The organism is Chlorogloeopsis sp. ULAP02, from assembly GCF_038404745.2.
GTDB lineage: Bacteria > Cyanobacteriota > Cyanobacteriia > Cyanobacteriales > Nostocaceae > Chlorogloeopsis.
Window position 1 is genome coordinate 22,737 of record NZ_JAYKTT020000084.1, and the last position, 24,863, is coordinate 47,599.

General features: G+C 42.4%; 23 protein-coding genes and 1 tRNA gene. 14 read left to right on the plus strand and 10 right to left on the minus strand.

Features of this window, described 5'->3' with window-relative positions; all coding sequences use genetic code 11:
* Positions 1-40: 40 nt before the first annotated feature.
* Entirely contained in the window at positions 41-1,033 is a 993-nt protein-coding gene (gene pheS / locus U2718_RS30815) for a phenylalanine--tRNA ligase subunit alpha (protein ID WP_341993910.1), read from the minus strand.
* A 297-nt stretch (positions 1,034-1,330) separates the two neighbouring features.
* On the opposite strand from pheS, the gene surE reads away from it, so the two are divergent.
* Entirely contained in the window at positions 1,331-2,128 is a 798-nt protein-coding gene (gene surE, locus U2718_RS30820) for a 5'/3'-nucleotidase SurE (protein WP_341993909.1), read from the plus strand.
* A gap of 133 nt (positions 2,129-2,261) precedes the next feature.
* Here the strand turns inward: surE and U2718_RS30825 are convergent, their stop codons facing one another.
* The gene (locus U2718_RS30825; RefSeq protein ID WP_341993908.1) at positions 2,262-2,414 is read right to left on the minus strand and encodes a hypothetical protein; all 153 of its coding nucleotides are present in this window, start codon (positions 2,412-2,414) and stop codon (positions 2,262-2,264) included.
* On the opposite strand from U2718_RS30825, the gene U2718_RS30830 reads away from it, so the two are divergent.
* The 3 genes from U2718_RS30830 to U2718_RS30840 all read left to right on the plus strand — a co-directional run bounded on the left by U2718_RS30830 (position 2,413) and on the right by U2718_RS30840 (position 5,652).
* Complete coding sequence (locus tag U2718_RS30830) at positions 2,413-3,309, plus strand: MBL fold metallo-hydrolase (protein ID WP_341993907.1); 897 nt, start codon at positions 2,413-2,415, stop codon at positions 3,307-3,309. The genes U2718_RS30825 and U2718_RS30830 overlap by 2 nt on opposite strands.
* Positions 3,310-3,556: 247 nt before the next feature.
* Positions 3,557-4,597, plus strand: a complete 1,041-nt coding sequence (locus tag U2718_RS30835) for a bifunctional riboflavin kinase/FAD synthetase (protein WP_341993906.1) — start codon at positions 3,557-3,559, stop codon at positions 4,595-4,597.
* A gap of 146 nt (positions 4,598-4,743) precedes the next feature.
* Positions 4,744-5,652, plus strand: a complete 909-nt coding sequence (locus U2718_RS30840; protein ID WP_341993905.1) for a MoxR family ATPase — start codon at positions 4,744-4,746, stop codon at positions 5,650-5,652.
* On the opposite strand, the gene U2718_RS30845 is transcribed toward U2718_RS30840, so the two are convergent.
* The gene (locus U2718_RS30845) at positions 5,649-6,329 is read right to left on the minus strand and encodes an NADPH-dependent F420 reductase (RefSeq protein WP_341993904.1); all 681 of its coding nucleotides are present in this window, start codon (positions 6,327-6,329) and stop codon (positions 5,649-5,651) included. The genes U2718_RS30840 and U2718_RS30845 overlap by 4 nt on opposite strands.
* Before the next feature lie 105 nt (positions 6,330-6,434).
* Between U2718_RS30845 and U2718_RS30850 the strand changes: the two genes are divergently transcribed.
* Together U2718_RS30850 and U2718_RS30855 are read left to right on the plus strand one after the other, a co-directional pair.
* The gene (locus U2718_RS30850) at positions 6,435-7,031 is read left to right on the plus strand and encodes a TetR/AcrR family transcriptional regulator (protein ID WP_341993903.1); all 597 of its coding nucleotides are present in this window, start codon (positions 6,435-6,437) and stop codon (positions 7,029-7,031) included.
* Between the two features lie 32 nt (positions 7,032-7,063).
* Positions 7,064-7,585, plus strand: a complete 522-nt coding sequence (locus tag U2718_RS30855) for a diheme cytochrome c (protein WP_341993902.1) — start codon at positions 7,064-7,066, stop codon at positions 7,583-7,585.
* Positions 7,586-7,773: 188 nt separating this feature from the next.
* Here U2718_RS30855 and U2718_RS30860 read toward each other — a convergent pair whose 3' ends face one another.
* Entirely contained in the window at positions 7,774-7,959 is a 186-nt protein-coding gene (locus U2718_RS30860; RefSeq protein WP_341993901.1) for a hypothetical protein, read from the minus strand.
* Between the two features lie 107 nt (positions 7,960-8,066).
* On the opposite strand from U2718_RS30860, the gene secA reads away from it, so the two are divergent.
* The 3 genes from secA to U2718_RS30875 all read left to right on the plus strand — a co-directional run bounded on the left by secA (position 8,067) and on the right by U2718_RS30875 (position 12,436).
* Positions 8,067-10,862 carry a preprotein translocase subunit SecA gene (secA, locus tag U2718_RS30865; protein ID WP_341993900.1) on the plus strand — a complete coding sequence of 932 codons (2,796 nt, stop codon included), beginning with the start codon at positions 8,067-8,069 and terminating at the stop codon, positions 10,860-10,862.
* 622 nt (positions 10,863-11,484) lie between these two features.
* Positions 11,485-11,555, plus strand: a tRNA-Gly gene (locus U2718_RS30870).
* A gap of 290 nt (positions 11,556-11,845) precedes the next feature.
* Positions 11,846-12,436 carry a Uma2 family endonuclease gene (locus U2718_RS30875; RefSeq protein WP_341993898.1) on the plus strand — a complete coding sequence of 197 codons (591 nt, stop codon included), beginning with the start codon at positions 11,846-11,848 and terminating at the stop codon, positions 12,434-12,436.
* A gap of 55 nt (positions 12,437-12,491) precedes the next feature.
* Here the strand turns inward: U2718_RS30875 and U2718_RS30880 are convergent, their stop codons facing one another.
* On the minus strand, positions 12,492-13,283 hold the full coding sequence (locus U2718_RS30880; RefSeq protein WP_341993897.1) for a hypothetical protein: 792 nt from the start codon (positions 13,281-13,283) through the stop codon (positions 12,492-12,494).
* A 345-nt stretch (positions 13,284-13,628) separates the two neighbouring features.
* Between U2718_RS30880 and U2718_RS30885 the strand changes: the two genes are divergently transcribed.
* The 3 genes from U2718_RS30885 to U2718_RS30895 all read left to right on the plus strand — a co-directional run bounded on the left by U2718_RS30885 (position 13,629) and on the right by U2718_RS30895 (position 17,769).
* Positions 13,629-15,359 carry a diflavin flavoprotein gene (locus tag U2718_RS30885; RefSeq protein WP_341993896.1) on the plus strand — a complete coding sequence of 577 codons (1,731 nt, stop codon included), beginning with the start codon at positions 13,629-13,631 and terminating at the stop codon, positions 15,357-15,359.
* An 86-nt stretch (positions 15,360-15,445) separates the two neighbouring features.
* Entirely contained in the window at positions 15,446-15,976 is a 531-nt protein-coding gene (locus U2718_RS30890) for a phosphate-starvation-inducible PsiE family protein (RefSeq protein ID WP_341993895.1), read from the plus strand.
* Between the two features lie 47 nt (positions 15,977-16,023).
* The gene (locus U2718_RS30895) at positions 16,024-17,769 is read left to right on the plus strand and encodes a diflavin flavoprotein (protein WP_341993894.1); all 1,746 of its coding nucleotides are present in this window, start codon (positions 16,024-16,026) and stop codon (positions 17,767-17,769) included.
* A gap of 86 nt (positions 17,770-17,855) precedes the next feature.
* On the opposite strand, the gene pstB is transcribed toward U2718_RS30895, so the two are convergent.
* From pstB to pstS, 4 genes are all read right to left on the minus strand, one after another.
* A complete protein-coding gene (pstB, locus tag U2718_RS30900; protein WP_341993893.1) occupies positions 17,856-18,662 on the minus strand; it encodes a phosphate ABC transporter ATP-binding protein PstB in 807 nt (268 codons plus the stop codon).
* Positions 18,663-18,715: 53 nt separating this feature from the next.
* The gene (gene pstA / locus U2718_RS30905; RefSeq protein ID WP_289792544.1) at positions 18,716-19,609 is read right to left on the minus strand and encodes a phosphate ABC transporter permease PstA; all 894 of its coding nucleotides are present in this window, start codon (positions 19,607-19,609) and stop codon (positions 18,716-18,718) included.
* Between the two features lie 27 nt (positions 19,610-19,636).
* Positions 19,637-20,587, minus strand: a complete 951-nt coding sequence (gene pstC / locus U2718_RS30910) for a phosphate ABC transporter permease subunit PstC (protein WP_341993892.1) — start codon at positions 20,585-20,587, stop codon at positions 19,637-19,639.
* A gap of 107 nt (positions 20,588-20,694) precedes the next feature.
* Positions 20,695-21,873 (minus strand): phosphate ABC transporter substrate-binding protein PstS, encoded by a 1,179-nt coding sequence (gene pstS, locus U2718_RS30915; protein WP_341993891.1) that lies wholly within the window; start codon positions 21,871-21,873, stop codon positions 20,695-20,697.
* 801 nt (positions 21,874-22,674) lie between these two features.
* On the opposite strand from pstS, the gene U2718_RS30920 reads away from it, so the two are divergent.
* Positions 22,675-23,262: a biotin transporter BioY gene (locus tag U2718_RS30920; protein WP_341993890.1), complete on the plus strand. Its 588-nt coding sequence runs from the start codon at positions 22,675-22,677 to the stop codon at positions 23,260-23,262.
* Positions 23,263-23,440: 178 nt separating this feature from the next.
* Complete coding sequence (gene lspA, locus U2718_RS30925; protein WP_341993889.1) at positions 23,441-23,917, plus strand: signal peptidase II; 477 nt, start codon at positions 23,441-23,443, stop codon at positions 23,915-23,917.
* Between the two features lie 154 nt (positions 23,918-24,071).
* On the opposite strand, the gene U2718_RS30930 is transcribed toward lspA, so the two are convergent.
* The gene (locus tag U2718_RS30930) at positions 24,072-24,806 is read right to left on the minus strand and encodes a hypothetical protein (RefSeq protein WP_341993888.1); all 735 of its coding nucleotides are present in this window, start codon (positions 24,804-24,806) and stop codon (positions 24,072-24,074) included.
* Between the last annotated feature and the right edge of the window lie 57 nt (positions 24,807-24,863).

Genomic DNA, 24,863 nt, shown 5'->3' on the forward strand with positions numbered 1-24,863 from the left:
GATATATCTGTGTTTATCTGTGTCCATCTGTGGTCGATTTCTAAAACTGCCTTAAAAAGCGCAAATCGCTGGCATAAACGCGCCGAATATCATCCAACTGATGCAGCACCATTGCAAAGCGCTCCACACCAAAACCAGCAGCAAAGCCTGTATAAACTTCCGGATCGTAACCCACCGCTTTCAACACATTTGGATCGACCATACCACAACCCATAACTTCCAGCCAGCGCCCGTTCCACTGCAAATCCACCTCAGCAGATGGTTCGGTAAACGGGAAATAACTAGCACGGAAGCGAATCGGCAACTCACCAAACATTGCCTGCAAAAATACCTTAATAGTACCTTTGAGGTCGGTAAAAGTTAGTCCCTCATCAATTGCTAAAAGTTCAATTTGATGAAAAACTGCCGCGTGAGTGGCGTCTACGTTATCTCTCCGATAGACTCTGCCAGGAGCAACAATGCGGATCGGTGGTTCTTCGTTTTCCATATACCGAATTTGCACCGACGAGGTATGAGTCCGCAGCAAATTGCCATCTGGTAGGTAGAAAGTATCCTGCATATCGCGAGCAGGGTGATCGGGTGGAGTATTTAGAGCTTCAAAATTATAGTAATCTGTTTCCATTTCCGGGCCAGAAGCCACCGTATAGCCCATACCGACAAAAATATCTAATGCCTTGTCGATCATGCCATTAATAGGATGAACTCGCCCCTGGGGGTAGTAAATTCCTGGCATTGTCACATCTAAAGTTTCAGCTTCTAGCTGTGCCTGAATTTTCGCCACTTCCAAGGCTGTACGTTGCTGATCGAGGCTTGTTTGTAAGGCTTCTTTGACTGTATTGGCAACAGCCCCTATTTTCGGTCGTTCTTCTGCTGGAAGTTTGCCCATTCCACCTAAAAGTACTGACAGACTACCTTTTTTGCCAAGATACTTGACTCTCAGTTCTTCTAAGCTTTCTAGGGTGTCGGCAGCTGCGATCGCCTTTTCTCCTTCCTCTCGCAGTGCTAAAAGTTGAGTCTCTAAGTTGCTTGTCATTAGTTAATAGTAATAGTCAATAGCCATTGGTCATTGGTCATCGGTCATTAGTCATTGGTCATTAACTATGGACAAATGACAAAAGACAAATGACAAAAGACTAATCAAATTAATTAATAAGTCAATTGTGCATCAAAGGCAATGGTTGAAACCCAACGCACTACTATCAGTTTAGAGGTGATTGAGTAGATAAGCATATTTTTATTCCATGTTTGTGACACATAACATTGACAATTGACTCATGACTATTGACTAATGACTTAATGATTAGTAAGTATTTATATTTAAGAATGACACATGAAATTGCTAATTAGTAACGATGATGGTATTTACGCTCTAGGTATTAGGACACTCGCTGACTCTTTAGCCCAAGCAGGTCATGAAGTTACCGTAGTCTGTCCAGACAGAGAACGTTCTGCCACAGGTCATGGATTAACCTTACACCAACCAATTCGTGCCGAAATAGTCGAGTCGATTTTTCATCCCACTATCAAAGCCTGGGCTTGTGATGGTACTCCCTCTGACTGCGTAAAATTGGCGTTGTGGGCTTTGCTTGATTCTCCTCCCGATTTAGTTCTTTCTGGCATTAATCAAGGTGCAAACTTGGGAACAGAAATTCTCTATTCTGGTACCGTTTCTGCGGCAATGGAAGGCTTAATAGAAGGCATTCCCAGTGTGGCACTCAGCTTGACTAGTTTCTCGTATAAAGATTTCCAACCTGCCGCTAAATTTGCCAATATTCTAGTGGAGCAGATAGCGAAAAAGCCTCTTCCTGATTTGATGTTGCTTAATGTTAATATTCCTGCTGTCAAGTGGGAAGAAATTGCAGGAGTTGCCATAACTCGTCAAGGAGTGCGACGCTACGTAGACGTTTTCGACAAGCGAATTGATCCACGTGGTAAAACTTATTACTGGTTAACCGGAGAAGTCTTAGAAGATGTGGAACCACCAACAGGTCTAAATTTACCTCAAAATTTACCGATGGATGTACACATCATCCGCAAAAACTACATTAGTATAACCCCATTGCAATATAATCTCACCTACGTAACCGGGTTGCATGATTTATCGCAATGGGACTTTACCTTTCCGTAAGGTATGACAAGAATAATTACCGTACTAAATGAGTTAAATGCATTACAAATAAATATAAGTTATAACGTAGAGAACCACTGACCATTGACCCTATAGGAAAGCCAAAAACTTTCAATCAAGTTCTTTGGATGTCTTACTTAAATTGAGTACAATCGGCTAGACGACGGTATACTGTGTTACCAATAGAACGACAATCTGCCAACAATGGTAAGACAGCATAAACGTTACCAGTTAAGTAACATCTTTGTATTGCTCGCCCGCTCAATCTTTGCAAGCCAACACCCATGTCCAGGATAGAAAATCAATTTAAAGTGCATTTTTGGGGCGTTCGCGGCAGTATCCCCTGCCCTGGGCCTAGCACCGTCCGTTACGGAGGTAATACCTCTTGCGTTGAGATGCAAGTCGACGGCAAACATTTAATTTTTGATGGTGGTACTGGGCTGCATGTTTTGGGGCAATCTTTATTGCCTAAAATGCCGATAGAAGCTCATATATTTTTCACCCATTCCCATTGGGATCATATGCAAGGTTTTCCTTTTTTTACACCAGGGTTTGTGAAGGGAAATACCTTTCATATCTATGGCGCGATCGCTCCTGATGGTTCCACAGTCGAACAGCGTCTTAATGACCAGATGCTGCATCCAAATTTTCCAGTACCCTTACAAATCATGCAGGCAAATTTGGATTTTTGTAACGTCATACCAGGCCAATCCATCCAAATTGATGACATCACCGTTGAGACAGCACCTTTAAACCATCCGGGTGAAGCCGTAGGATATAGAGTCACCTGGCGTGGCGGTACTGCTGTTTACGTTACCGATACCGAACATTTCCCCGACAGATTAGATGAAAATGTTCTGCGGCTAGCTCGTGATGCCGACATCCTAATCTACGATTCCACCTACACTGACGAGGAATATCATTCACCAACTAGACCAAAAATTGGTTGGGGACATTCTACATGGCAAGAAGCTGTAAAGGTAGCCAAAGCCGCTAATGTTAAAACATTAGTAATTTTTCACCACGATCCAGCTCATGATGATGATTTTTTGGATCGTGTGGGAGAAGAAGCACGTGGGCTATTTCCTCGTGCAATCATGGCACGCGAAGGCATGGAGCTTCAGGTTCCTGTTTCAGTTAGCTTATCAGAATCTTTTCCTGTTAGTAAGTTTTTTGCATAGATTTTACTTTCGGAGCAATTACAAATTTTAGATTAGATTGGTGATCAGAGGCTTACCCTACGCTTGGATGACTTCTAAACGTCTGGTGAAAGTTGGCTATTGGCTTTGCGAAGTTAGTTATTAGGCAAAAGCTGATAGTACAATCAACCTTAAAAGTGGTCTTTTGAGGCTAGACACAAGACCCGCCAGGGCAACTTCCCGTAGGGTTGGCCGAAAGCCGAACAAAACCTCAAATCCCAGAATCGACGTGCTAAATCTGTCTCAAAATGGGTGTTCTGTGTGGGTTACTTCTTCAACCGAATTAGCTCTAGTGCCAACTGCTGTGGCACTTGGGAAATTTGACGGTGTACATCGCGGTCATCGACAGGTTATTCAACCAATTTTGCCAGCCTTCAAAAGTGAGAAACTGGGAGATTGGGAAAGTGGGAGAATAAGTAAACAATTGCATCTCCCCCCCTCTCCTTCCATCTACTCGACAGTTGTCACCTTTAATCCTCATCCACAAGAGTTTTTTACCGGTCAACCCCGTACTTTGCTGACGCCGCTAGATGAAAAAGTCCAACAATTGCGATCGCTTGGGGTAGAACAACTGGTACTATTGCCTTTCGACAAAGAGTTATGTGCTTTGACTCCCGAAGAATTTGTAGAAAAAATTCTCATTGAGCAATTGCAAGCAGTACAAATTAGTGTTGGGCAAGATTTTCGTTTTGGTTCTAAACGCACTGGTACTGCTCAAGATTTACAAATCATCGCTGCCAAGCACGGTGTTCCAGTTACCATAGTTCCCTTAGAAAGTTGTTCTGAGGAAGTTTTTCCCGAAGCTCCCATTAGCAGTTCACTGATTCGTGAAACTCTTAGTAGCGGTGATATTCAACACGCAAACAAACTGCTAGGGCGTCCGTACTCTTTGATCGGTACAGTAGTTAAAGGTCAACAACTTGGCAGAACAATTGGCTTTCCCACCGCCAACCTGCAATTGCCCAAAGATAAGTTTTTGCCTCTCCAAGGTGTTTACGCTGTGCGTGTCTTTATCACTGATGAGACTCTAGAACTGGATGGAAATGGCTATTTAGGTGTAATGAATATAGGTAATCGCCCCACGGTAAATGGTACTCAAATATCAGTGGAAGTACATCTTTTCGATTGGTTTGGTGACTTATATGGTAAAAAGCTAACTGTGCAGCTAGAAAAATTTTTACGCCCCGAACAAAAATTTCCCAATCTAGAAGCCTTAAAGACACAAATTCAATTAGATTGCCATGCCGCTAAAGCTTTTTTTGGTTGTTAAGTGTTAATTTCGTCTTGCTAAGGGAACACTAGAGACTAGGGACTAGGGATTAAGAGCAGAAGGGCAGAGGAGCAAAGGAGCAATACCTAATCCCTGATACCCAATCCCCAATCCCCAATCCCCAGTACCCTATCCCTAATTACTGCATGAGAGACAAAATTGACGCTCTGACTAAAAATTTGGCTCATACCATCGTTGGTAAATCCGAGGCAATACGCTTAGTACTAGTAGCCTTGCTAGCCGGTGGTCATTCTTTATTGGAAGATGTGCCTGGAGTTGGTAAAACTCTCCTAGCAAAAACCCTGGCTCGCTCCATAGATGGAAAGTTTCAAAGGCTACAATGTACCCCCGATCTATTACCTACTGATATTACTGGCACTAACATCTGGAATCCCAAAAGCGGTGAGTTTCACTTTCTCCCCGGCCCCGTATTTGCTAATGTGCTACTAGCTGACGAAATCAACCGCGCTACGCCTCGTACTCAGTCGGCTTTGCTGGAAGTAATGGAAGAGCATCAAGTAACAGTCGATGGCGTTTCTCGTGCAGTGCCTACGCCCTTTTTTGTCATTGCCACCCAGAATCCAATCGAATACCAAGGTACCTTTCCCCTACCAGAAGCACAAATGGATCGGTTTATGCTGTCTTTAAGCCTGGGCTATCCTTCGGAGGAAGAAGAACTGCAAATGCTGCAAAATCTTGATGGTAGTGTTAAACGAGGAGATTTACAGCCTTGCATTACCTTGACTGAAGTACAACAACTACAGCAAATCTGCTCTCGCATCAAAGTGGATATTTCCCTACAACAATATATGCTCGACTTGGTGCGAGCAACACGATGTGATGAGGAAATTACCCTTGGAGTCAGTCCACGCGGCTCTGTAGCCTTACATCGGGCTACTCAGGCGCTAGCTTTTCTTTTAGGGCGTGATTACGCTATTCCTGATGACGTGAAATTTCTTGCTCCTTACGTTCTGTGCCACCGCCTCATTCCTGCTGGTGGACGCAGGGCAAAAACAGTGATGGAAAGGTTGTTGCGAGCAGTACCAATTCCTTAATTCAGACTTGAAGCTTGCCGCCCGCCTAAGCGTTGGTCTTGCGCGGCAGGTAGGATGTTAACAGAGATAGTTGCATAAACACCTTGCTGCTGACCAATAATGATCAAGCGAATAAAATCTCCTAAGCCTTCCACCAATCGAGCATTACGTAATATTCCGGAATCTAGGGGTAAAAATCCTATCTCTTCTGCAAGCTGCATTACTGTTTTTCTAGCTTGCTCATCATCTCCCGCAACAAACACAGAGACTCCATAATCTCTGAGCGGCTCTGGTGCTAACTCAAATACTTCCTGCGCCATTGTGTTAAAAGCTTTGACTACACGGGCTTTCGGCACATCTTTGGCAAGCTTTTCTGCTAAAGATTCTATTATTGGCGGATAAGCAAATCCTTCAGGAATTTCTTGGTTATTACAATCAATAATTATTTTACCGTTGAGAGCTTCAGGATTAGATAGCAATTCACTAGGCATAATCCCGCGTACTGTCCACAAAATGACATCAGCAAAAGCTGCTGCTTCATCGTTCGTACCACCTTGCGTTCCGCGTTCTGCTAACTTTGCTACTGCTTTTCCTTTTTCGGCATCACGGGAGCCAAAAAATACTTGATGTCCCTGTTCTGCCCAGAGAATACCTAAAGAACGTCCCATGTTTCCACTACCAATAATTCCAATCTTCATAGCTCGATATTTCCTATATAAAACAGACAGGTCTGTATTGTTTTTGATAATTGCTATATTACAGACAGGTCTGTATCATGTCAATAGAAATATTGGGAAAATTAGGTGCCAAAAACTCGCGTCATAGCAACACAGGACGAAACTAAACCTGCGCTCAGAGAACATATCCTCAACATTGCCGATGAACTATTCTATCGCCAAGGGATTCGAGCCACAGGGGTGGATACTATCATTGCCAAGTCAGGGGTGGCAAAAACAACCTTATATCGCTATTTTCCATCAAAAGATGATTTGGTGGTGGCGTATCTGGAGCGACGTAACCAGCGCTTTTGGGAACTGATGGAAGTAGAAATTGCCAAGCATCCCCATCAGCCTAGAGAACAACTGTTGGCGGTATTTAAATGGTTGGATGAACTATTGGCAAAGCCAGATTGTTTAGGCTGTCCGTTCCTAATCGCCACAGCAGAATACGCAGAATTGGACTATCCAGGACATCAAGTTGCGATCGCCCACAAAGAAGCGGTGCGTGATCGCCTGATTCAACTAGCCGAAAACGCGGGTGTAAGCAATCCGGGCGAACTGGCTGCAAATTTACTGTTGCTAATTGATGGTGCATTCGCTCAACGGCGGTTGTTTGGTCAAGTTGCGGAGGTATCTTTGGAAAAAGTAGCAGCTATGCTAATTGATGCGTACTTGTCTTAAGTTAAGAATAATGGTGTGAGGCATATCCAATTATGATTAAGCATCGCAACCGCCGCCAAATCAAGGGCAAGTCTATCGGTTTACTTTTGGTAGTCCTAACTTGGAGTTTGGCAATGGGTTGGCTAATATCCTTTGCGACAAATGTCCAAGGTGCTACTCCCGTCTCCGAAGTTGGTACCGTTGATGTAGTAGCTCCTCAGTATCAATTGGGTCAAGAACTTTACTTAGAAAACTGTTCCACTTGCCACATCGCCTTACCACCCGCAGTACTGCCTACTGAAACCTGGAAAAATCTTTTGCAAGATTCAGAACATTATGGCGCACAGCTCAAGCCACTAGTCGATCCACCACGCATTTTAGTCTGGAGATATCTGGCAACTTTTTCGCGCCTACTGCAAAAAGATGAACAAGTACCGTACCGCGTCAATAACTCCCGTTATTTCAAAGCTTTGCATCCTCAAGTCAAATTGCCACGTCCTGTAGACATAAATAGCTGTGTGACTTGTCATCCTGGAGCTGCGGACTTCAACTTCCGTCGCCTCAGTTCTGAATAAGAAAAATCATAGACATTAGTAATTAGTCATTAGTCATTAGTTAGTGGTAGGGGCGGGTTTTTACAACAATCTCTCTAAGATGCCGAAATATCTAAATAAACCCGCCCGTACAGTGGTTAGTGGTTGGTGGTTTATTTTCTCCTTGTTCCCGCGTCTCCTTGTCTTTGCGTCCCCGTGTCCCCTGTCCCCTATCTCCTGTCCCCTATTTCCTGATGGTGGGCGATCGCTACTTGAGCTTGGTCGGGGTTCACTGCCCCATCTGGGGGTGAAATGATACTATTAATTAAAGCTTCAAATATAAGCTGTAGTTTAAAGCCATTATTTAAGTAAAGTAGATTGGCTAATCTTGTTGCTGCTTTTGAGGAAATTCTCATTGGCAACTCATTACTTGAGTGTTAAAGCTCAATTGGATTAAACACTTATAATTATCCATCCAAATCTAAAATTCCCATCTTCACTTGAGTTTGTTCAATAAACTGCCATGCTAAAAACTTTGTTGGGCGATCCCAACGCTCGTAAGCTTAAAAAATACCAGCCTTACATTACTGAAATTAATCTCTTAGAGGAAGACATTAAAGCCCTTTCTGATGAAGATATTAGAGGCAAAACAGCAGAGTTTAAACAGCGTCTTGCCAACGGCGAAACTCTGGATGACATTCTACCAGAAGCCTTTGCCGTAGTTAGGGAAGCCGGACGGCGAGTTTTGGGATTGCGGCACTTTGATGTCCAACTCTTGGGTGGTGTCATTTTGCACACAGGTCAAATAGCTGAAATGAAAACTGGTGAGGGCAAAACTTTAGTAGCCACCTTACCTAGTTATTTGAATGCTCTGACGGGGAAGGGTGTACACGTTGTCACCGTCAACGATTACCTGGCTCGTAGAGACGCAGAATGGATGGGACAAGTACATCGTTTCTTGGGGTTAAGTGTAGGACTGATTCAGGCTACCATGACTCCTCAAGAGCGGAAGAAAAATTACGATTGTGATATTACCTACGTCACTAACAGCGAGGTTGGCTTTGACTACCTGCGCGATAATATGGCAACGTCGATGGCAGATGTTGTACAGCGCCCGTTCAACTATTGTGTAATTGACGAGGTAGACTCGATTTTAATTGACGAGGCGCGAACTCCGTTGATTATTTCCGGGCAAGTGGAACGACCAACAGAAAAATATACCGAAGCAGCCCGAATTGCCAATGCACTCAAAAAAGACGAGCATTACGAGGTGGATGAAAAAGCTCGTAACGTGCTGTTGACAGACGAGGGCTTTGCCGAAGCAGAAAGGCTTTTAGAAGTAAAAGATTTATTTGATCCGGAAGATCCGTGGGCGCATTTCGTCTTCAACGCTATTAAAGCTAAAGAACTTTTCCTCAAGGATGTAAATTACATTGTTCGTAACGGAGAAGTAGTAATTGTAGACGAATTTACTGGGCGGGTGCTTCCCGGAAGACGGTGGAGTGACGGCTTACACCAGGCAATTGAAGCCAAAGAAAGAGTAGAAATTCAGCCGGAAACCCAAACTTTAGCAACAATTACTTATCAAAACCTGTTTTTGCTGTATCCAAAATTAGCCGGTATGACCGGAACAGCAAAGACAGAAGAAGCAGAATTTGAAAAAATTTACAAACTAGAAGTAGCTGTCATCCCCACTAACAGAACCAGAAGACGCCAAGATTTATCTGATATGGTGTTTAAGACTGAGACTGGTAAGTGGCGGGCGATCGCTCAAGAGTGTGCCGAAATGCACAACCTTGGCAGACCTGTATTGGTAGGAACCACAAGCGTAGAAAAATCAGAATATCTCAGCCAGTTGTTAAAGCAGATGAGTGTTCCCCACGAACTGCTCAACGCTCGACCAGAGAACGTGGAGCGTGAAGCGGAAATTGTGGCTCAGGCAGGACGCAAGGGAGCTGTAACTATTGCTACAAACATGGCTGGTAGAGGTACAGATATTATTTTGGGTGGTAACTCAGAGTATATGGCTCGCCTGAAGCTGCGGGAGTACCTCCTACCTCGAATTGTCAAGCCAGAAGATGAAGATATATTTGCCATTCACAGGGCGGGTGGTTTACCTCCTGCTGCAAGTGGTGGCGGACAAGGCTTTGCCCCAGGCAGGAAAGTCAAAACTTGGAAGGCTTCGCCTCAGGTTTTCCCAACTCAACTTTCTAAAGAAACAGAACAGTTGCTTAGACAAGCAGTGGAATCTGCGGTGCGAGAGTATGGCGAGCGCAGTCTACCAGAATTAGAAGCAGAAGATAAAGTAGCTGTAGCCGCAGAAAAAGCTCCCACCGACGATCCCATAGTTCAACAATTGCGACAAGCATACAACAGTGTTAAGCAAGAATATGAAGCTTTTACCAGTAGCGAACACCAAGAAGTAGTAGATTTGGGAGGCTTACACGTAATCGGTACAGAACGCCACGAATCGCGGCGGATTGACAACCAACTGCGGGGACGTGCCGGACGACAAGGCGATCCTGGTTCAACCAGATTTTTCCTCAGCTTGGAAGATAACTTGATGCGAATTTTTGGAGGCGATCGCGTCGCGCGGTTAATGGACGCCTTCAATGTTGAAGAAGATATGCCCATTGAATCGGGGATGCTGACTCGTAGTTTGGAAGGCGCACAGAAAAAAGTTGAAACCTACTACTACGACATCCGTAAGCAGGTATTTGAGTATGACGAGGTGATGAACAACCAGCGTAAGGCCATTTACGCCGAACGCCGCCGAGTATTGGAAGGGCAAGACCTGAAAGAACAAGTAATTGAGTACGCTGAAAGAACGATGGACGACATCGTTAACTACTACATCAACCCCGATTTACCCTCAGAAGAGTGGGAACTAGACAAGTTGGTAGAGAAAGTCAAAGAATTTGTCTACTTGTTAGCAGACTTGCAGCCGACTCAATTAGAAGATATGTCAATGGGCGAGATTAAAGCTTTTCTGCACGAACAGGTGCGGATCGCCTACGACATGAAGGAAGCTCAAATTGATCAAATTCAACCCGGATTGATGCGTCAAGCCGAAAGATTCTTTATCTTGCAGCGAATTGATACCTTGTGGCGAGAACACCTACAGCAAATGGACGCTCTGCGCGAGTCTGTCGGATTGCGGGGTTATGGTCAAAAAGATCCGTTGATTGAGTACAAAACCGAGGGTTATGAACTCTTCTTGGATATGATGGTTAATATCCGCAGAGATGTGGTTTACTCGTTGTTTATGTTTCAACCCCAACCACAACCAGTAGTGCAAACATCCTCAGAGATGGTTTGAAGTTAGCAAGCAGTTTAAGAGTAAGTCTGCAAATTAAGTAATTAAACGGGTAAAGGTTTGAGATAAACTTTTGCCCGTTTTTTAATATTTGTATTTTGCATCTATCCCCTAACCCTACAGAGAATTAATTCTCTGGCTAACAGCACAAGTCCGTTTTAACGGACTCAAAGACTGTTCTAGTCAGATTAATTTGACTTATACCTATTCTCTATAAATTTTGCACTTAATGAGTCCCAACTTCTTCCTTTATGTCCTTTGCGTCTTTTGTTTAATTATTTATCCTGTTCTACTTAATTTATAAAACCTAATCTAATAACATACACATCATTAAATGTAACAATTTGATATTTGATTATTTAAAGATTTTCGGGGGATATGCTGCATATGCTTTTTCTGGAATTTTGCCTAGTTAAACCTTAAAGTGAATGAGAAATTTCTCAGTTATAGATCCCCAACTTCTTCAAAAAGTCGGGGAATCTAAACACTTGCGACTTGTCAAAATCTATATAGTGGTGTATTGTCAAGCCACTCCCAAGCAGTTGAGTTATACTTATTTCTAATTCAGTGCCGCTAGAGTTGATATTTAACTCAGACTGTGTTATATTACTCAAGTTGAAAGTCCGCGGGCATAGTTTAGTGGTAAAACCATAGCCTTCCAAGCTATTGATGCGAGTTCGATTCTCGCTGCCCGCTTCAAGAGTCAATCCTACTGTTTGCTATTTATCGCTTCTTAAGCTTAATTAGGATCTTTGCTGTAGTACAGAAGAATCACTGACAGTATGATCGATCGCCTAGCTATACACCTCGAAGTTAGCTTGTTGGGGTGAGACTGAACCTTGAACGCCATTGATGTTTGTGCGATCGCCTGATTCGCTTCCTAGCGCTCACACATCAGTTAATGTTTATTTTTTAACATCAATCAAACCAGTAATACTAAATTTATATAATGGCCAATAAATATAGTAATTAAATGCGGGTGTTGTATGACTTTTAGTCAATATCACTCCTATCTTTCTCCCGAAGATTATCTAGAGGCTGAAAAATTTAGCCCAATTAAACATGAATACATTCAAGGAAAAATTTATGCGATGTCAGGGGCAAGCGATGCCCACGTCACAATTGCAACTAATCTCATCGCCCTCCTCAGAAATCATGTGCGTGGAACAGGCTGCCGTCTCTATGCCACAGAGATGAAAGCCCGCATCGAATCACTGAATATTTTCTACTACCCTGATATCATGATTACTTGCGATCAACGAGATACAAATTTTGAATATTTCAAACGCTATCCTTGTTTAATTATTGAAGTTCTTTCTCCATCAACAGAAGCTTTTGACCGAGGTGATAAATTTAGTGACTATCAAGAATTAGAAACGTTGCAAGAATATATCCTCATCAGTCAAACCCGCAAGCGAGTTGATTGTTTTCGTCGCAATTGTGAGGGTAGATGGGTGCTTTATAGCTATCGAGGAAATCAAGAATTACAGTTCACCAGCGTAAACTTTTCTTGTTCCCTTGCTGATATTTATGAAGACGTATCTTTTCCTGAAAATGTTAATCCTACTTCTATTTAATTAAAGCGATCGCTTGATTTCATTTCTCTAGAATTGGCAAAATTTTACCTTTAGTCTAGGCAATTTGAGTGATGCGCTGATTCACACGGGGCTTGCCAAATCGCTCCCAAGCATTTCCACCACGCAGAAATAGCTCCATCCACCGTATTTGTTCTCCTCCTGAGGCTGATTGCCAACCAGAGCTACCAGGAGCAAAAGCTAAAGTTCCTTCAGGTACCTTAAAGCTACCATCAGAATACACAGCATCGCTGACTACATCTCCAATCCGAATCACAACTTTTGTTTCAGGTTCCAAGTTCATCGTATGTGCCGGAATTGTGGTTTTGATGTTTCCGTAACCATCGATCCAAGCAATCCGATCGAGGGGAACATCTGGAATTTGCTCAGGATTGAGACTATCTCCCAAAAGACTAAAATCTTCATTTATGATCGCAGCCGCAGCAGGGGGAAATACATCCCGTGAGCGAAACTGGGAGCCACCGCGAGAAACGTTGACAACTTTCAACAGCTTGGTATGGTTTTTGATAAAGGAAAGGGTATAGCCCGCATTCACACCAACCACTTTTACGTTATTGGATAACAAAGCATAGGTTAATCCTTCACCCTCATTGTCTCGACGAGATTGCGGATCGTCTTGGCGAGGTGCGCAGTTGTGATAGATGAGGCGATCACTATAACCAGGATTCAAGCCTAGTTGAGCAATCCAGAAACCTGTTGCCAGGGTACTAAATGGAGGAACCGAAAGTGAATGAACCTGAGCATGGGGAAAAGCTATCAACAGACGTTGCACGACTTCAGTAAATGCTGGATCTCCTGTACCGTAGTCTGCAATAACACAGATATACATTCTGCCCCTCCAAATCAGGGTAGTGATGGGAATCTTATACTATTTTGGATTTTGGATTTTAGATTTGGGATTGGAAATCGTCTTTTGTGTCCCGCTTCCGTGAATTTATCTAAAAATCTACCTCATCAGCAGTCTAAGTGCGATCGCGAGAATAGGCAATAGACCAAAAGAAAAGTTTTAAATTGATGCAAATACAAATGATAAGAATAGACAAACATAATATTGCTTTTAGTTTTAAATAACTAATGTTTTGCTTTAAAAATTGACATTTTACAAATCGAGTGTATCTGGATAACTATAGGAGTAAGATTACTCACGCCAAAAGATTGTTGGAGGCAGCAGCGTATGGTTGTACTTACTGCTAGATCTGAAAATACCAAACCGCAAGGTCGCTTGACCATGCAAACAGTGGAGATCGGATCTGAAACATTATGTCTTCGTTCTCTTGATTGGGATCGTGATCGCTTTGATATTGAATTTGGATTGCAGAATGGTACAACCTATAACTCGTTTCTTGTTCAAGCCGAAAAGACTGCTCTGATTGACACTTCTCACCGCAAGTTTCAGGAGTTGTATTTGGATGCCTTGACAGGGTTAATTGACCTTTCAACACTGGATTATTTAATTATTAGTCATACCGAACCGGATCATAGTGGCTTAGTTAAGGAGGTGTTGCAGTTAGCTCCCCAAGTAACAGTTGTTGGGGCAAAGGTTGCAATCCAATTCCTCCAAAATATGGTGCATCAGCCATTCCAATCTCTGATTGTCAAGAATGGTGATCGCTTGAATTTGGGCAATGGGCATGAATTAGAATTTGTTTCTGCCCCGAATTTGCACTGGCCTGATACGATATTTACCTACGATGCCAAAACCCGCATCCTGTTCACTTGTGATGCGTTTGGGATGCACTATTGCAACGATTACACCTTTGATGAAGATCCAGAACTAATCGAAGCGGATTTTAAATATTACTATGATTGCTTGATGGCTCCAAATGCTCGTTCTGTTTTGTCTGCAATCAAGCGGATAGATAAATTAGATGTAGGCATAATTGCTACCGGACACGGGCCACTTCTGCAACATCATCTGTCAAACTGGGTAAATTGCTATCAGCAGTGGAGTCAAGAACAAGCGAAGACAGATACTTTAGTTGCCCTTTTCTACTCTGAAGATTATGGCTATAGCGACCAATTAGCAAGGGCGATCGCTCATGGCATCCAAAGAAATGGAGTGGCGGTAGAACTGGTAGATTTAAGTGATGCTGAACCCCATGAAGTACGAGAGTTGGTAAATCAAGCGGCGGGTTTAGTTATTGGTATGCCATCCCAATCTAATCAAAATGCCCATGCGGCTTTAAGTACTATTCTTGCAGCCGCACACAACAAACAAGCGATCGGACTGTTTGAAACTGGCGGTGGAGAAGATGAACCAATTTATCCTCTGCGGAACAAGTTTCAAGAAATTGGGCTAACCGAAGCTTTTCCGCCAATTCTAATTAAAGAACCACCGACGCAGATTACTGAACAGATGTGTGATGAGGCAGGGACAGATATTGGACAATGGCTAACTCGTGATCGCACGATCAAACAAATTAAAGCTTTAGATAATGACTTAGAACGAGCGCTGGGACGTCTTAGCAGTGGACTTTATATTATGACTGCTCGTAAAGGAGATGTAAAGAGTGCCATGTTAGCCTCTTGGGTAATGCAGGCGAGCATGAATCCTTTGGGAGTCGCGGTTGCAGTTGCCAAAGATCGGGCAATTGAATCATTGCTACACGTAGGCGATCGCTTTATTCTTAACGTTCTAGAGGAAGATAACTACCAAAGTTTGATGAAACACTTCCTCAAACGTTTCTCTCCTGGTGCAGATCGCTTCGCAGGCATCAAAACCTATTCTGCTAGCAATGGCTGTCCGATTTTGGCAGATGCACTGGCATATATGGAATGTGAAGTAACGATGCGAATGGAGTGTAGCGATCACTGGATTATTTACAGTAACGTCCAAACTGGAAGAGTCGCCAAAATAGATGCCTTAACTGCCGTTCACCATCGCAAGGTTGGAAATCACTATTAGGAAAGGCAGGGGCAGAAGGAAATTCACACGATTCTCCCTCACTCCCACTCTCACACTCTTCATTCACATCATTGGAGTTTTTAATCATGCTATTACTCAAAGACGTGCCAGTTAAACCCGTGAAGCGGGAAAGCTGGTTAAATCTGGGACGAATTGTGCAAACACTGGAATTGATTCAAGATTTGATTGTAATTTCGCTGTGCATCGGGTTATTTAGCTTCATGGTGCTACAAATTCAAACCATGTTCCTCTCTCTCATCCCCCCAATTCAATTCCATACTGTGATGGCAGATATCCTGTCATTGCTGATTTTGGTAGAGTTATTTCGCTTGCTAATCATCTACCTGCAAGAGCAACGAGTCTCGATTGGAGTTGCTGTTGAGGTTTCAATAGTTTCTGTGTTGCGAGAAATGATTGTACGTGGTGTGCTCGAAACGACTTTTGTGCAAGTTTTAGCTGCCTGTGCTTTTTTAATGGTTTTAGGCGTGTTAATGGTTCTTAGAGTTTGGCTACCTCCAACCTTTGAAGGTATCGATCCTGAACAACAAGTCTCAAAGCGTTACAAAAAGCGTTTTTCCCAAGAAATGTCTGAAGTGAATGCTCATTCTGATTATTGATTGCCATTCATTATTAGCCTTTAGCCCCTAATTACCAAAAAACTCTTATGTCTCTCCAAACTGTAATGCCTACAACAACCCACCCTCGTGACGTTCAAGTTGCTGAAATTAGTACTAATACATTAGTTTTGCGATCGCGTACTTGGGAACGCCTCAAGTTTGAAGTTGAATACGCTCGTCAGAAAGGAACAACAGCCAATTCTTATCTCATTCAAGCCGCTCGCACCGTTCTCATTGATCCTCCTGGCGAATCTTTTACCCAGATTTTCTTACAAGAATTACAAAAACATTTGGATTTGACGCGGTTAGATTACATTCTTCTCAATCACGTCAATCCCAACAGAATGGCAACTCTCAAAGTTCTCCTTGAACAAGCACCCCAAGCCACAATTATCTGTTCTAAACCCGGTGCTAATGCCTTAAAAGTGACTTTTCCCGATTGGGAATCGAAAATTCAAATTGTACGTTCTGAAGACACTCTCGACTTGGGAGGAGGACATCAACTGCAATTTGTGACTGTACCAACTCCTCGTTGGGCAGATGGATTATGTACTTATGATCCTGCTAGCTGTATTCTCTACACTGATAAGTTCTTCGGGGTGCATGTCTGTAATGATGTTCTGTTTGATGAAAACTGGAAAGAACTCGATGAGGATCGACGCTACTATTTTGACTGTCTCCATGCCACCCAAGCAAAACAAGTTGAAGTAGCTCTAGAGAAATTAGCACCCTTAAAAACTAAATTCTACGCCCCTGGACACGGCCCGATCATCCGTTACAGTCTCAGTCGCTTTACTTACGATTACCGTAAGTGGTGCCAAGAACAAAAAACCCAACAATTGCGAGTAGCCTTGCTTTTTGCCTCTGCTTACGGCAATACAGCGACTTTAGCAGTTGCGATCGCTCAAGGTTTAATTCAAAGTGGAATTGCTGTCGAATCTATCAACTGCGAACTAGCAGAACCCGCTGAAATTACTCGTGCGATTGAGACTTGCGATGGTTTTATTATCGGTTCCCCTACTTTAGGTGGACATGCACCTACTCAAATCCAAACTGCCTTAGGAATTATTTTATCTACAGTTGCAAAAACTAAGCTAGCGGGAGTTTTTGGTTCCTATGGTTGGAGTGGCGAGGCTGTTGATCTAATTGAAAGTAAGTTGCTGGATGCTAATTACCGTTTGGGGTTTGAAAGTATCCGCGTTCGCTTTAGTCCTACTGAATTTACCTTACAGCAGTGTCAAGATGCAGGAGCAGAATTTGCCCAAGTTTTGAAAAAGAATAAAAAACTTCGTGCTCCTCGGCAAGCGTTAACAGAAGCCCATATTGATCGCACAGAACAAGCGGTTGGGCGAATTGTTGGTTCTCTGTGTGTTCTGACTACTCAGCAGGATAACAACCACAGTGGAATCTTAACATCTTGGGTTTCCCAAGCTACTTTCACTCCCCCTGGTTTAATGATTGCCATTGCCCAAGAACAAAATGCTGATGCTCTCATTCATCCAGGCGATTGCTTTGTTCTTAACATCCTCAAAGAAGGACGCAATTTGAGACGCCACTTTTCTTCTCGCAATACACTCCAAGAAAACCCTTTTAGTCAGCTTGCAACTCAAACTGCTAACAACGGTTGCTTAATTCTCAGTGATGCTCTTGCCTATTTAGAATGCACTGTTCAAAATCTGATGGAATGTGGCGATCGCTGGTTAATTTATGCAACTGTAGATAAAGGAGAAGTATTGGAACCTACAGGCATGACAGCAGTTGGGCATCGCAAATCAGGTAGCCATGATTATTAAATCCAAAAAGCTAGTTCTGACTAACAGCCAAAGAACCAGCTTCACACAATGTGTACCATTAATTGCTGTAATGAAAGTTACTTATTTTAACCGAATTTACCGCTAACGTATTCTTTAGTTGCTTCCTGTTGAGGATTTTGGAAAATAGCTTCTGTACGGTCAAATTCAACTAAGTAACCAGTTCGGCTACCTTTTTCTGAAGTCTGAACGTTGAAAAATGCTGTCATATCTGACACCCGTGATGCTTGTTGCATATTATGAGTTACAATCACCACAGTGAATCGCTGCTTGAGTTCGTGAATCAATTCTTCAACTTGCAATGTCGAAATTGGGTCGAGAGCTGAACAAGGTTCATCCATTAAAATTACATCTGGTTGAACAGCGATCGCACGGGCAATACACAAGCGCTGTTGTTGTCCGCCAGATAAAGACAAACCACTTTGTTTGAGTTTATCTTTAACCTCATCCCATAAAGCAGCTTGCTTGAGCGATCGCTCCACCAATTCATCCATATCACCCTTGTAACCGTTAATTCTCGGCCCAAAAGCAATATTCTCATATATAGATTTCGGAAACGGGTTCGGTCTTTGAAACACCATCCCAATTTTACGCCGCACCTCTACCGGATCGATTTGAGGAGCATACAAATTTTCGCCATAGTAAAAGACTTTACCCTCTGCCCGAAACGATTCAATTAAGTCGTTCAAGCGATTATAACAACGCAGTAGTGTGCTTTTACCACATCCACTAGGGCCAATGAAAGCAGTCACTCGATTTCTGGGAACATTCATCCAAACGTCACGCACTGCCAAAAATTTACCGTAGTAAATGTTCAGCGCTTCTGTACGTAAAACTGTTTCCAGTTGATTTGCAGTACTAACGTTAGTAGCCATAAATAAATCCTGAGGTTTGAAATCTGACTGTGCTAAACTTGTCAATCAAAAAATTAGTAAGCTTTGCGACTAGTTGCCCAACGAGCAATAATACTGGTAATTAGAACCATTAGCACCAAAATCAAAGATGCCGCCCAAGCCAATGACTGCCAGTTTCTAAATGGAGCAATGGCAAAGTTGAAAACTAAAACTGCAAGGGAAGCAGTCGGTTCCAATAAACCACTCGGCCAGTATTGAGAGAATAAAGCTGTGAATAGTAGAGGTGCGGTTTCTCCTGCTGCTCTAGCAATTGATAATGTTGCCCCAGTCACAATTGCTGGTAATGCTGCCGGCAGTACTACTAGCATCACAGTCTGAAAGTTTGTTGCTCCAATTCCAAATGCTGCTTGACGCAAGTCTTGTGATACTAATTGCAAAGCTTCATCTGTTGTTCGCACAATAATCGGTAACATTAGCACTGCTAGCGCTGCTCCTCCGGCGATCGCAGAAAATGTACCTAGTGTTGTCACCACAATTGCATAGGCAAATACACCCGCAATAATCGAGGGTACCCCACTGAGAATGTTTGTGGCAAAGCGTACCCAACGAGATATCTTCCCGGAGCTAAACTCAGTCAGATAAATCGCTGCTAACACACCAAAAGGAATGCTAATCAGAGCGCCGATGCCTACCATGATTAACGTACCTACGATCGCATTACCAAATCCACCCCCTTGTACCAATGGTGGTGGTGGCAATTCAGTAAATAGACTCAACCGAAAACTGCCCAAGCCTTGAATGATGACGTAAGAAAGTACTGCTAGTAAAGGCAAAAGTGCCAATGCCCCGCACAAAAATGCTAAAACTGTCATCACCGTGCTAAACAGCGTTCGTCCTGACATCGAAGTGCGAGTCAGACTGCTGCGGATCAATTTGGGATCGGGCTGATTGGGAACAAAAGAAGACATACTTTAAAACACGCAAACAACAAATGTCTACAGCCGCTTCATTCGCAGAACGATGAACTCTGCGAGAATATTGACTAGTAATGTCAAAACAAACAAAATTAATGCCGCATACATCAGAGCAGCCACTTGCAAGCCGCTTGCTTCTGCAAATTGATTTGCTAGAAGAGAAGAAATTGTATTGGCTGGTGCAAATAGTGAGGGGCTGATTGTGTTGGCATTTCCAATCAACATTGTTACAGCCATTGTTTCTCCCATTGCTCTACCTAAGGCAAGCATGACTGCACTGACTATGCCAGAGAAAGCTGCGGGAATAATCACTTTCAAAATTGCTTCCCAACGCGTCGCTCCCAGTCCAACTGCTGCTTCGCGTAAGTTCCGAGGCACCGAAATTAAAGCATCACGCGAAATTGCCGTGATAATCGGCAATGTCATAATTGCTAATATCACCCCTGCTGGTAACATTCCTGGGCCTGTAGGAGGGGTGCTAAATATTGGTAGCCAACCGAGGTAAGTATTCAGCCATCTGCCTATGGCTGTGATAATCGGTACTAAGACAAATATTCCCCAGATGCCGTAAACTACACTCGGAATTGCTGCTAGCAGTTCAACTAAGAATACTAGTACTGTCCGTACTGTTACTGGTAATAGATTTTCGCTCAATAGCACTGCTGTTCCAACACCAATTGGCACTGCTATTAATAGACCGAGAAAGGAACTTACTAATGTTCCATATATTGCTGGTAATACACCGTAACTGTTATTGACTGGATTCCAAACACTTTGAGTTAAAAAGTTGGCACCAAATTTTTGGATTGCCGGCATTGCATCTGCGCCAACTTGAATTGCTATCCATAATAAAATGCCTGCGATCGCCAGTGCAAATATTCGCGTCAGCCAAATAAAGCCACGATCCAACGACTTTTCAAATTCTGAACGTGGTTTTACTGTTGGCTGATAATTATTGGCTGATGTATTCATGAATGACTTTTATCCATCAACGGTTAAAAAAGTGGGAGCGAACCACATAACCACATTAGTAATTGGAGTAAGTTGGTTAATTACAGCAAATCGCAAAAGACATAATCCTATTTGCTGGCGCTAGGACTATTGCTTGAACCAACTGCAATTTTGTAATCCGGGCTAATCGCATCAGCTGCTGCTGCCACTTTTTCAATTACATTTTGAGGTAAAGCAACGTAACCTAGTTCTGGAGCTACTTTCTGTCCTTCAGTTAAGCCATACTCAATCATCGCTTCAACTGCTTTGGCTTTTGCTGCATCGGGGTATTTCTGATAAGCCAAAATCCAGCTGTAGCTAATGATGGGATAGGATGCATCACCTTGTGGATCTGGTTCAAAGGCACGCAGGTTTGTCGGCAAAGTAATCGCTTCTAAGGTTTTAGATGCTGATTCATCGTTAGGTGTCACAAATTTACCAGCCTTATTTTCCAAAGCTGCAAATTTGAGATTGTTTTGCTTGGCGTAACCGTACTCTATGTAGCCAATTGTACCTTGAGTTTGTTGAACTTGAGCTGTAACACCTTCGTTACCCTTTGCACCAACTCCCACAGGCCAACTGACTGTTTTGCCTTCACCAACTTTGCTTTTCCATTCTGGACTAATGGTACTCATATGTTTGGTAAAGACACCAGTGGTTCCACTACCATCTGAACGATACACAACTGTAATTGGTTGGTTAGGGAGGTTAACTCCAGGGTTAGCAGCAGCAATTTTTGGATCATTCCAAGTCTTAATTTTACCCAGCAATATATCGGTATACACTGCTCTTGGTAGCTGTAACTGCTCAACACCAGGCAGGTTATATGCCAGTACAATCGTACCAGCAGTCATTGGTAACAGTAATACACCTTTATCCTGTGGCACTTTTTGAATTTCGTCGTCCTTCATTGCCACATCGCTAGCACCAAAGTCCACAGTACCTTTGGTAAATTGCTCAACTCCAGCACCACTACCAACTGACTGATAGCTGACTTGGAGATTAGGATATTTCTTGTTCAAATTCTGAAACCAAGTTTGATACAGTGGCGCTGGGAAAGAGGCACCAGCTCCAGTTAATCGTACAGTTCCACCAAGATCCAGTTTTCCTGGGCTAGAGGCAGTAGCATCAGTAGCAGTATTAGGGGCTGCATCGTTAGTCGCAGTATTGTTTTCACCACCACAAGCTGCCAAGCTCATCGCTAAAACTAATACTGAAACTGTTTTTGATAAAAGAGACTGATTAATTACAGGTGTACGGAAAAGCATGGATGTGATTTTAGTGTTTTTTACAACTAATGCCTCTACAAAGTATATATTCGCTTGGTTAAGCTAAGGTTAAGCCCGGTCAAACAATCACATTTTTATCCTGTAATTTTTAGAAAGTTTACTTTCGTTTGCTAGTTAAAACTTGGCACATGTAATTTATTTAAATTGATCGCTAAATACTTGATCAGTACATTTGTATTTATAAAATTCAAATCAAGTTATTTCAAAAAATATTAAATATTGATTAAGTTATTTGAAATTGAAAAAGAAGAAGTAATAAAGTCTTCTAATAATTTAGTAAATTTGTATATTATTAAATGATGTTTTTGCATTAATATTCAGCAAATTTTACTAAAAAGCATGATTCAGATGAATCTAGAACAAAGCACCAGAAGCAAAAGCGATCACCTAGCTTAAATAGTCACTTATCAAATATCTTATATCTCAATTAATGAGTATAAATAGTATCTATCTACATTTATCCACGACAAAAAACAAGGAGTTTTATAAGTACAATTACGATAATAAGGCAATTATTTGCTACATACAAGCTATTATTTGAGACCAGCCGATAATTTAGAACATCGATTCAGTTCTTAACAACTTTGAGTGGGTAGGTAGTAATTATGGCAAAATCCCAAGCAGACTGTTAACTGTTAATTGCTTTACATCTATGCTGAAATTTGTATAATTCAGAGTAACTTTAAAATATGGCGATTTTTTTCAGTAAAAGGTAAAAATACAATATTTTATTTTAATTTTCTACTGTTACATGAGAATTGTTGGCACGAGTATTTTTAAATGTTAGCCGCATCCAATCAACTACTATGGTCTATGATTGGCTTACTGCTAACGATGGGTGGTACCTTCTTAGAAGCCCATATTACCACCTTACCTTTAAGTTGGAGTAAGCACGGAATTCATACTTTTTCTCTAGGCGTCACCTTTCAAATTGGCGGAGTACTCCTGGTTGGTTGTTTAGGAGGCAAAAACGCTGGTGCGCTTTCACAAATTGCTTATTTAGTTATGGGCTTAACTTTGTTACCTGTATTTGCTGACGGTGGTGGTATAGGGTATGTTAGATTATCTCAGTTTGGTTATTTATTAGGTTTTATTCCTGGAGCTTGGATTTGTGGCTTTTTTGCCTTTAAAGCCAGACCAAGATTAGAAACTTTGGCTTTTAGTTGCATTTGTGGCTTGTTAACTGTTCATATCTGCGGTATTGGTTATTTAATTCTTAGTTATTTTTTTCAGTGGCAAGGTACAGAAACTTTGTCACTAACACAAGCAATTCTTAAATATTCTTGGTTTGCACTTCCAGGACAAATAGTAGTCATCTGTGCCATTACACTCATAGCATATGTACTAAGGCAAATAATGTTCTATTAGCTATTCACTAGCCGCGCCTTTACTTGTATATCAGTGTTTGCTTTTAATTAAGAGTATCTGTATTAACGTGAGTTATTGACTATTGACTATAAACCATTGACTATTGACTATTGAACGGACACTTTGTAACCTGCGGGAACCCTTCTTGTGCAAGTGTCCCCCTTTTGACTAACTAGCTATGCATTTAAAAAATTCCCTCTTCTGGATCGCTGCCTTCACAGTTTTTTTATTAGATCAATTGACAAAATACTGGGTTGCACAAACCTTTAATTTGGGGCAAACATTGCCACTGTTACCTGGAATCTTTCATCTCACCTATGTTACCAATACTGGTGCAGCTTTTAGTTTACTCTCAGGAAAAGTAGAATGGTTGCGCTGGTTGTCTTTGGCAGTAAGTTTAGCATTGATAGCTTTAGCCTGGTTTGGCCCAATTTTACATCGTTGGGATCAGTTGGGCTATGGATTTATTTTAGGTGGTGCGATGGGTAATGGAATAGATCGCTTTGTGTTAGGCTATGTTATTGATTTTCTTGATTTTCGACTGATTAACTTTCCTGTATTTAATCTTGCAGATGTGTTTATTAACGTTGGTATTGCTTGTTTGCTAATTGCTACCTTTAAAAAAACACCAACTTCAAATCGCAGATCACGGTAAAATGCTGATCGCCTAATATAAAAAAACAGGAGCCAGCTCACATCTGTCTCCTGTTTTTTGGCTAAAAATCTTCCTGTGATTTTTTCAACTCATCAACAAAATGCTGTTAACTAGTCTTAGATTGTATCTTAACTAGCCTAAAGCCATAATTTGGTTAGTTGCCAGTATTAGGAACTGTTTCTACACCGCCAGGAACACTGGAGGGAGAAGTATTGGTTGGATCACCCATGCTGCCGGGGGTAGTTGTGCTTCCTGGTTCAGTTGTGCTGCCAGGAGCGGGAGTGATTTTAATTGTGTTGCCGGAGTCAGGACTTTGAGTTGCGTCCGGGGCTGGTACTGTTTGAGGAGCGGGAGTGATGTTGCTTGGGCTGCTGCCAGGTGCTGGTTCAATTGTGCTGCCAGGTGCTGGTTCAATTGTGCTGCCAGGTGCTGGTTCAATTGTGCTGCCAGGTGCTGGTTCAATTGTGCTGCCAGGTGCTGGTTCAGTTGTATTGTCAGGAGTAGTAGTGCTTCCTGGAGTCTCGGTGGTACCCTCTGGAGCCGGTGATGCTTCAGGAGCTATTGTACCCTCTGGAGAAGGTGAAGCCTCAGGAGATGCCTCAGGAGTTGTTGTTGGAGTTGCTTCAGGAGTTGTTGTGGTTCCTTGAGCGCTGCCGCCACACCGTGAATTAAGTGGGAAACGCTTACACAATATTTCCTGTGCCTCTGGAGAAAGCTTGATTTCTGCGGCAGACTCACCCGCTTCTAGCTCTTGAACTTCTTTTGGAGTTGGATTTCTTGGATCTCCTGGCTGTGGAGTTCTTGATTGGGAGCTTTGAGCAAGAACTAGGCTGCTAGTTAATGCCAAAACCATACCTGTACCAATCAGGGTTATAAATTTCCCCTTCATATAACTTAACCTCAACACCTAAATACAAAGAAGTACTCGCCCCATTAAATCAAACAA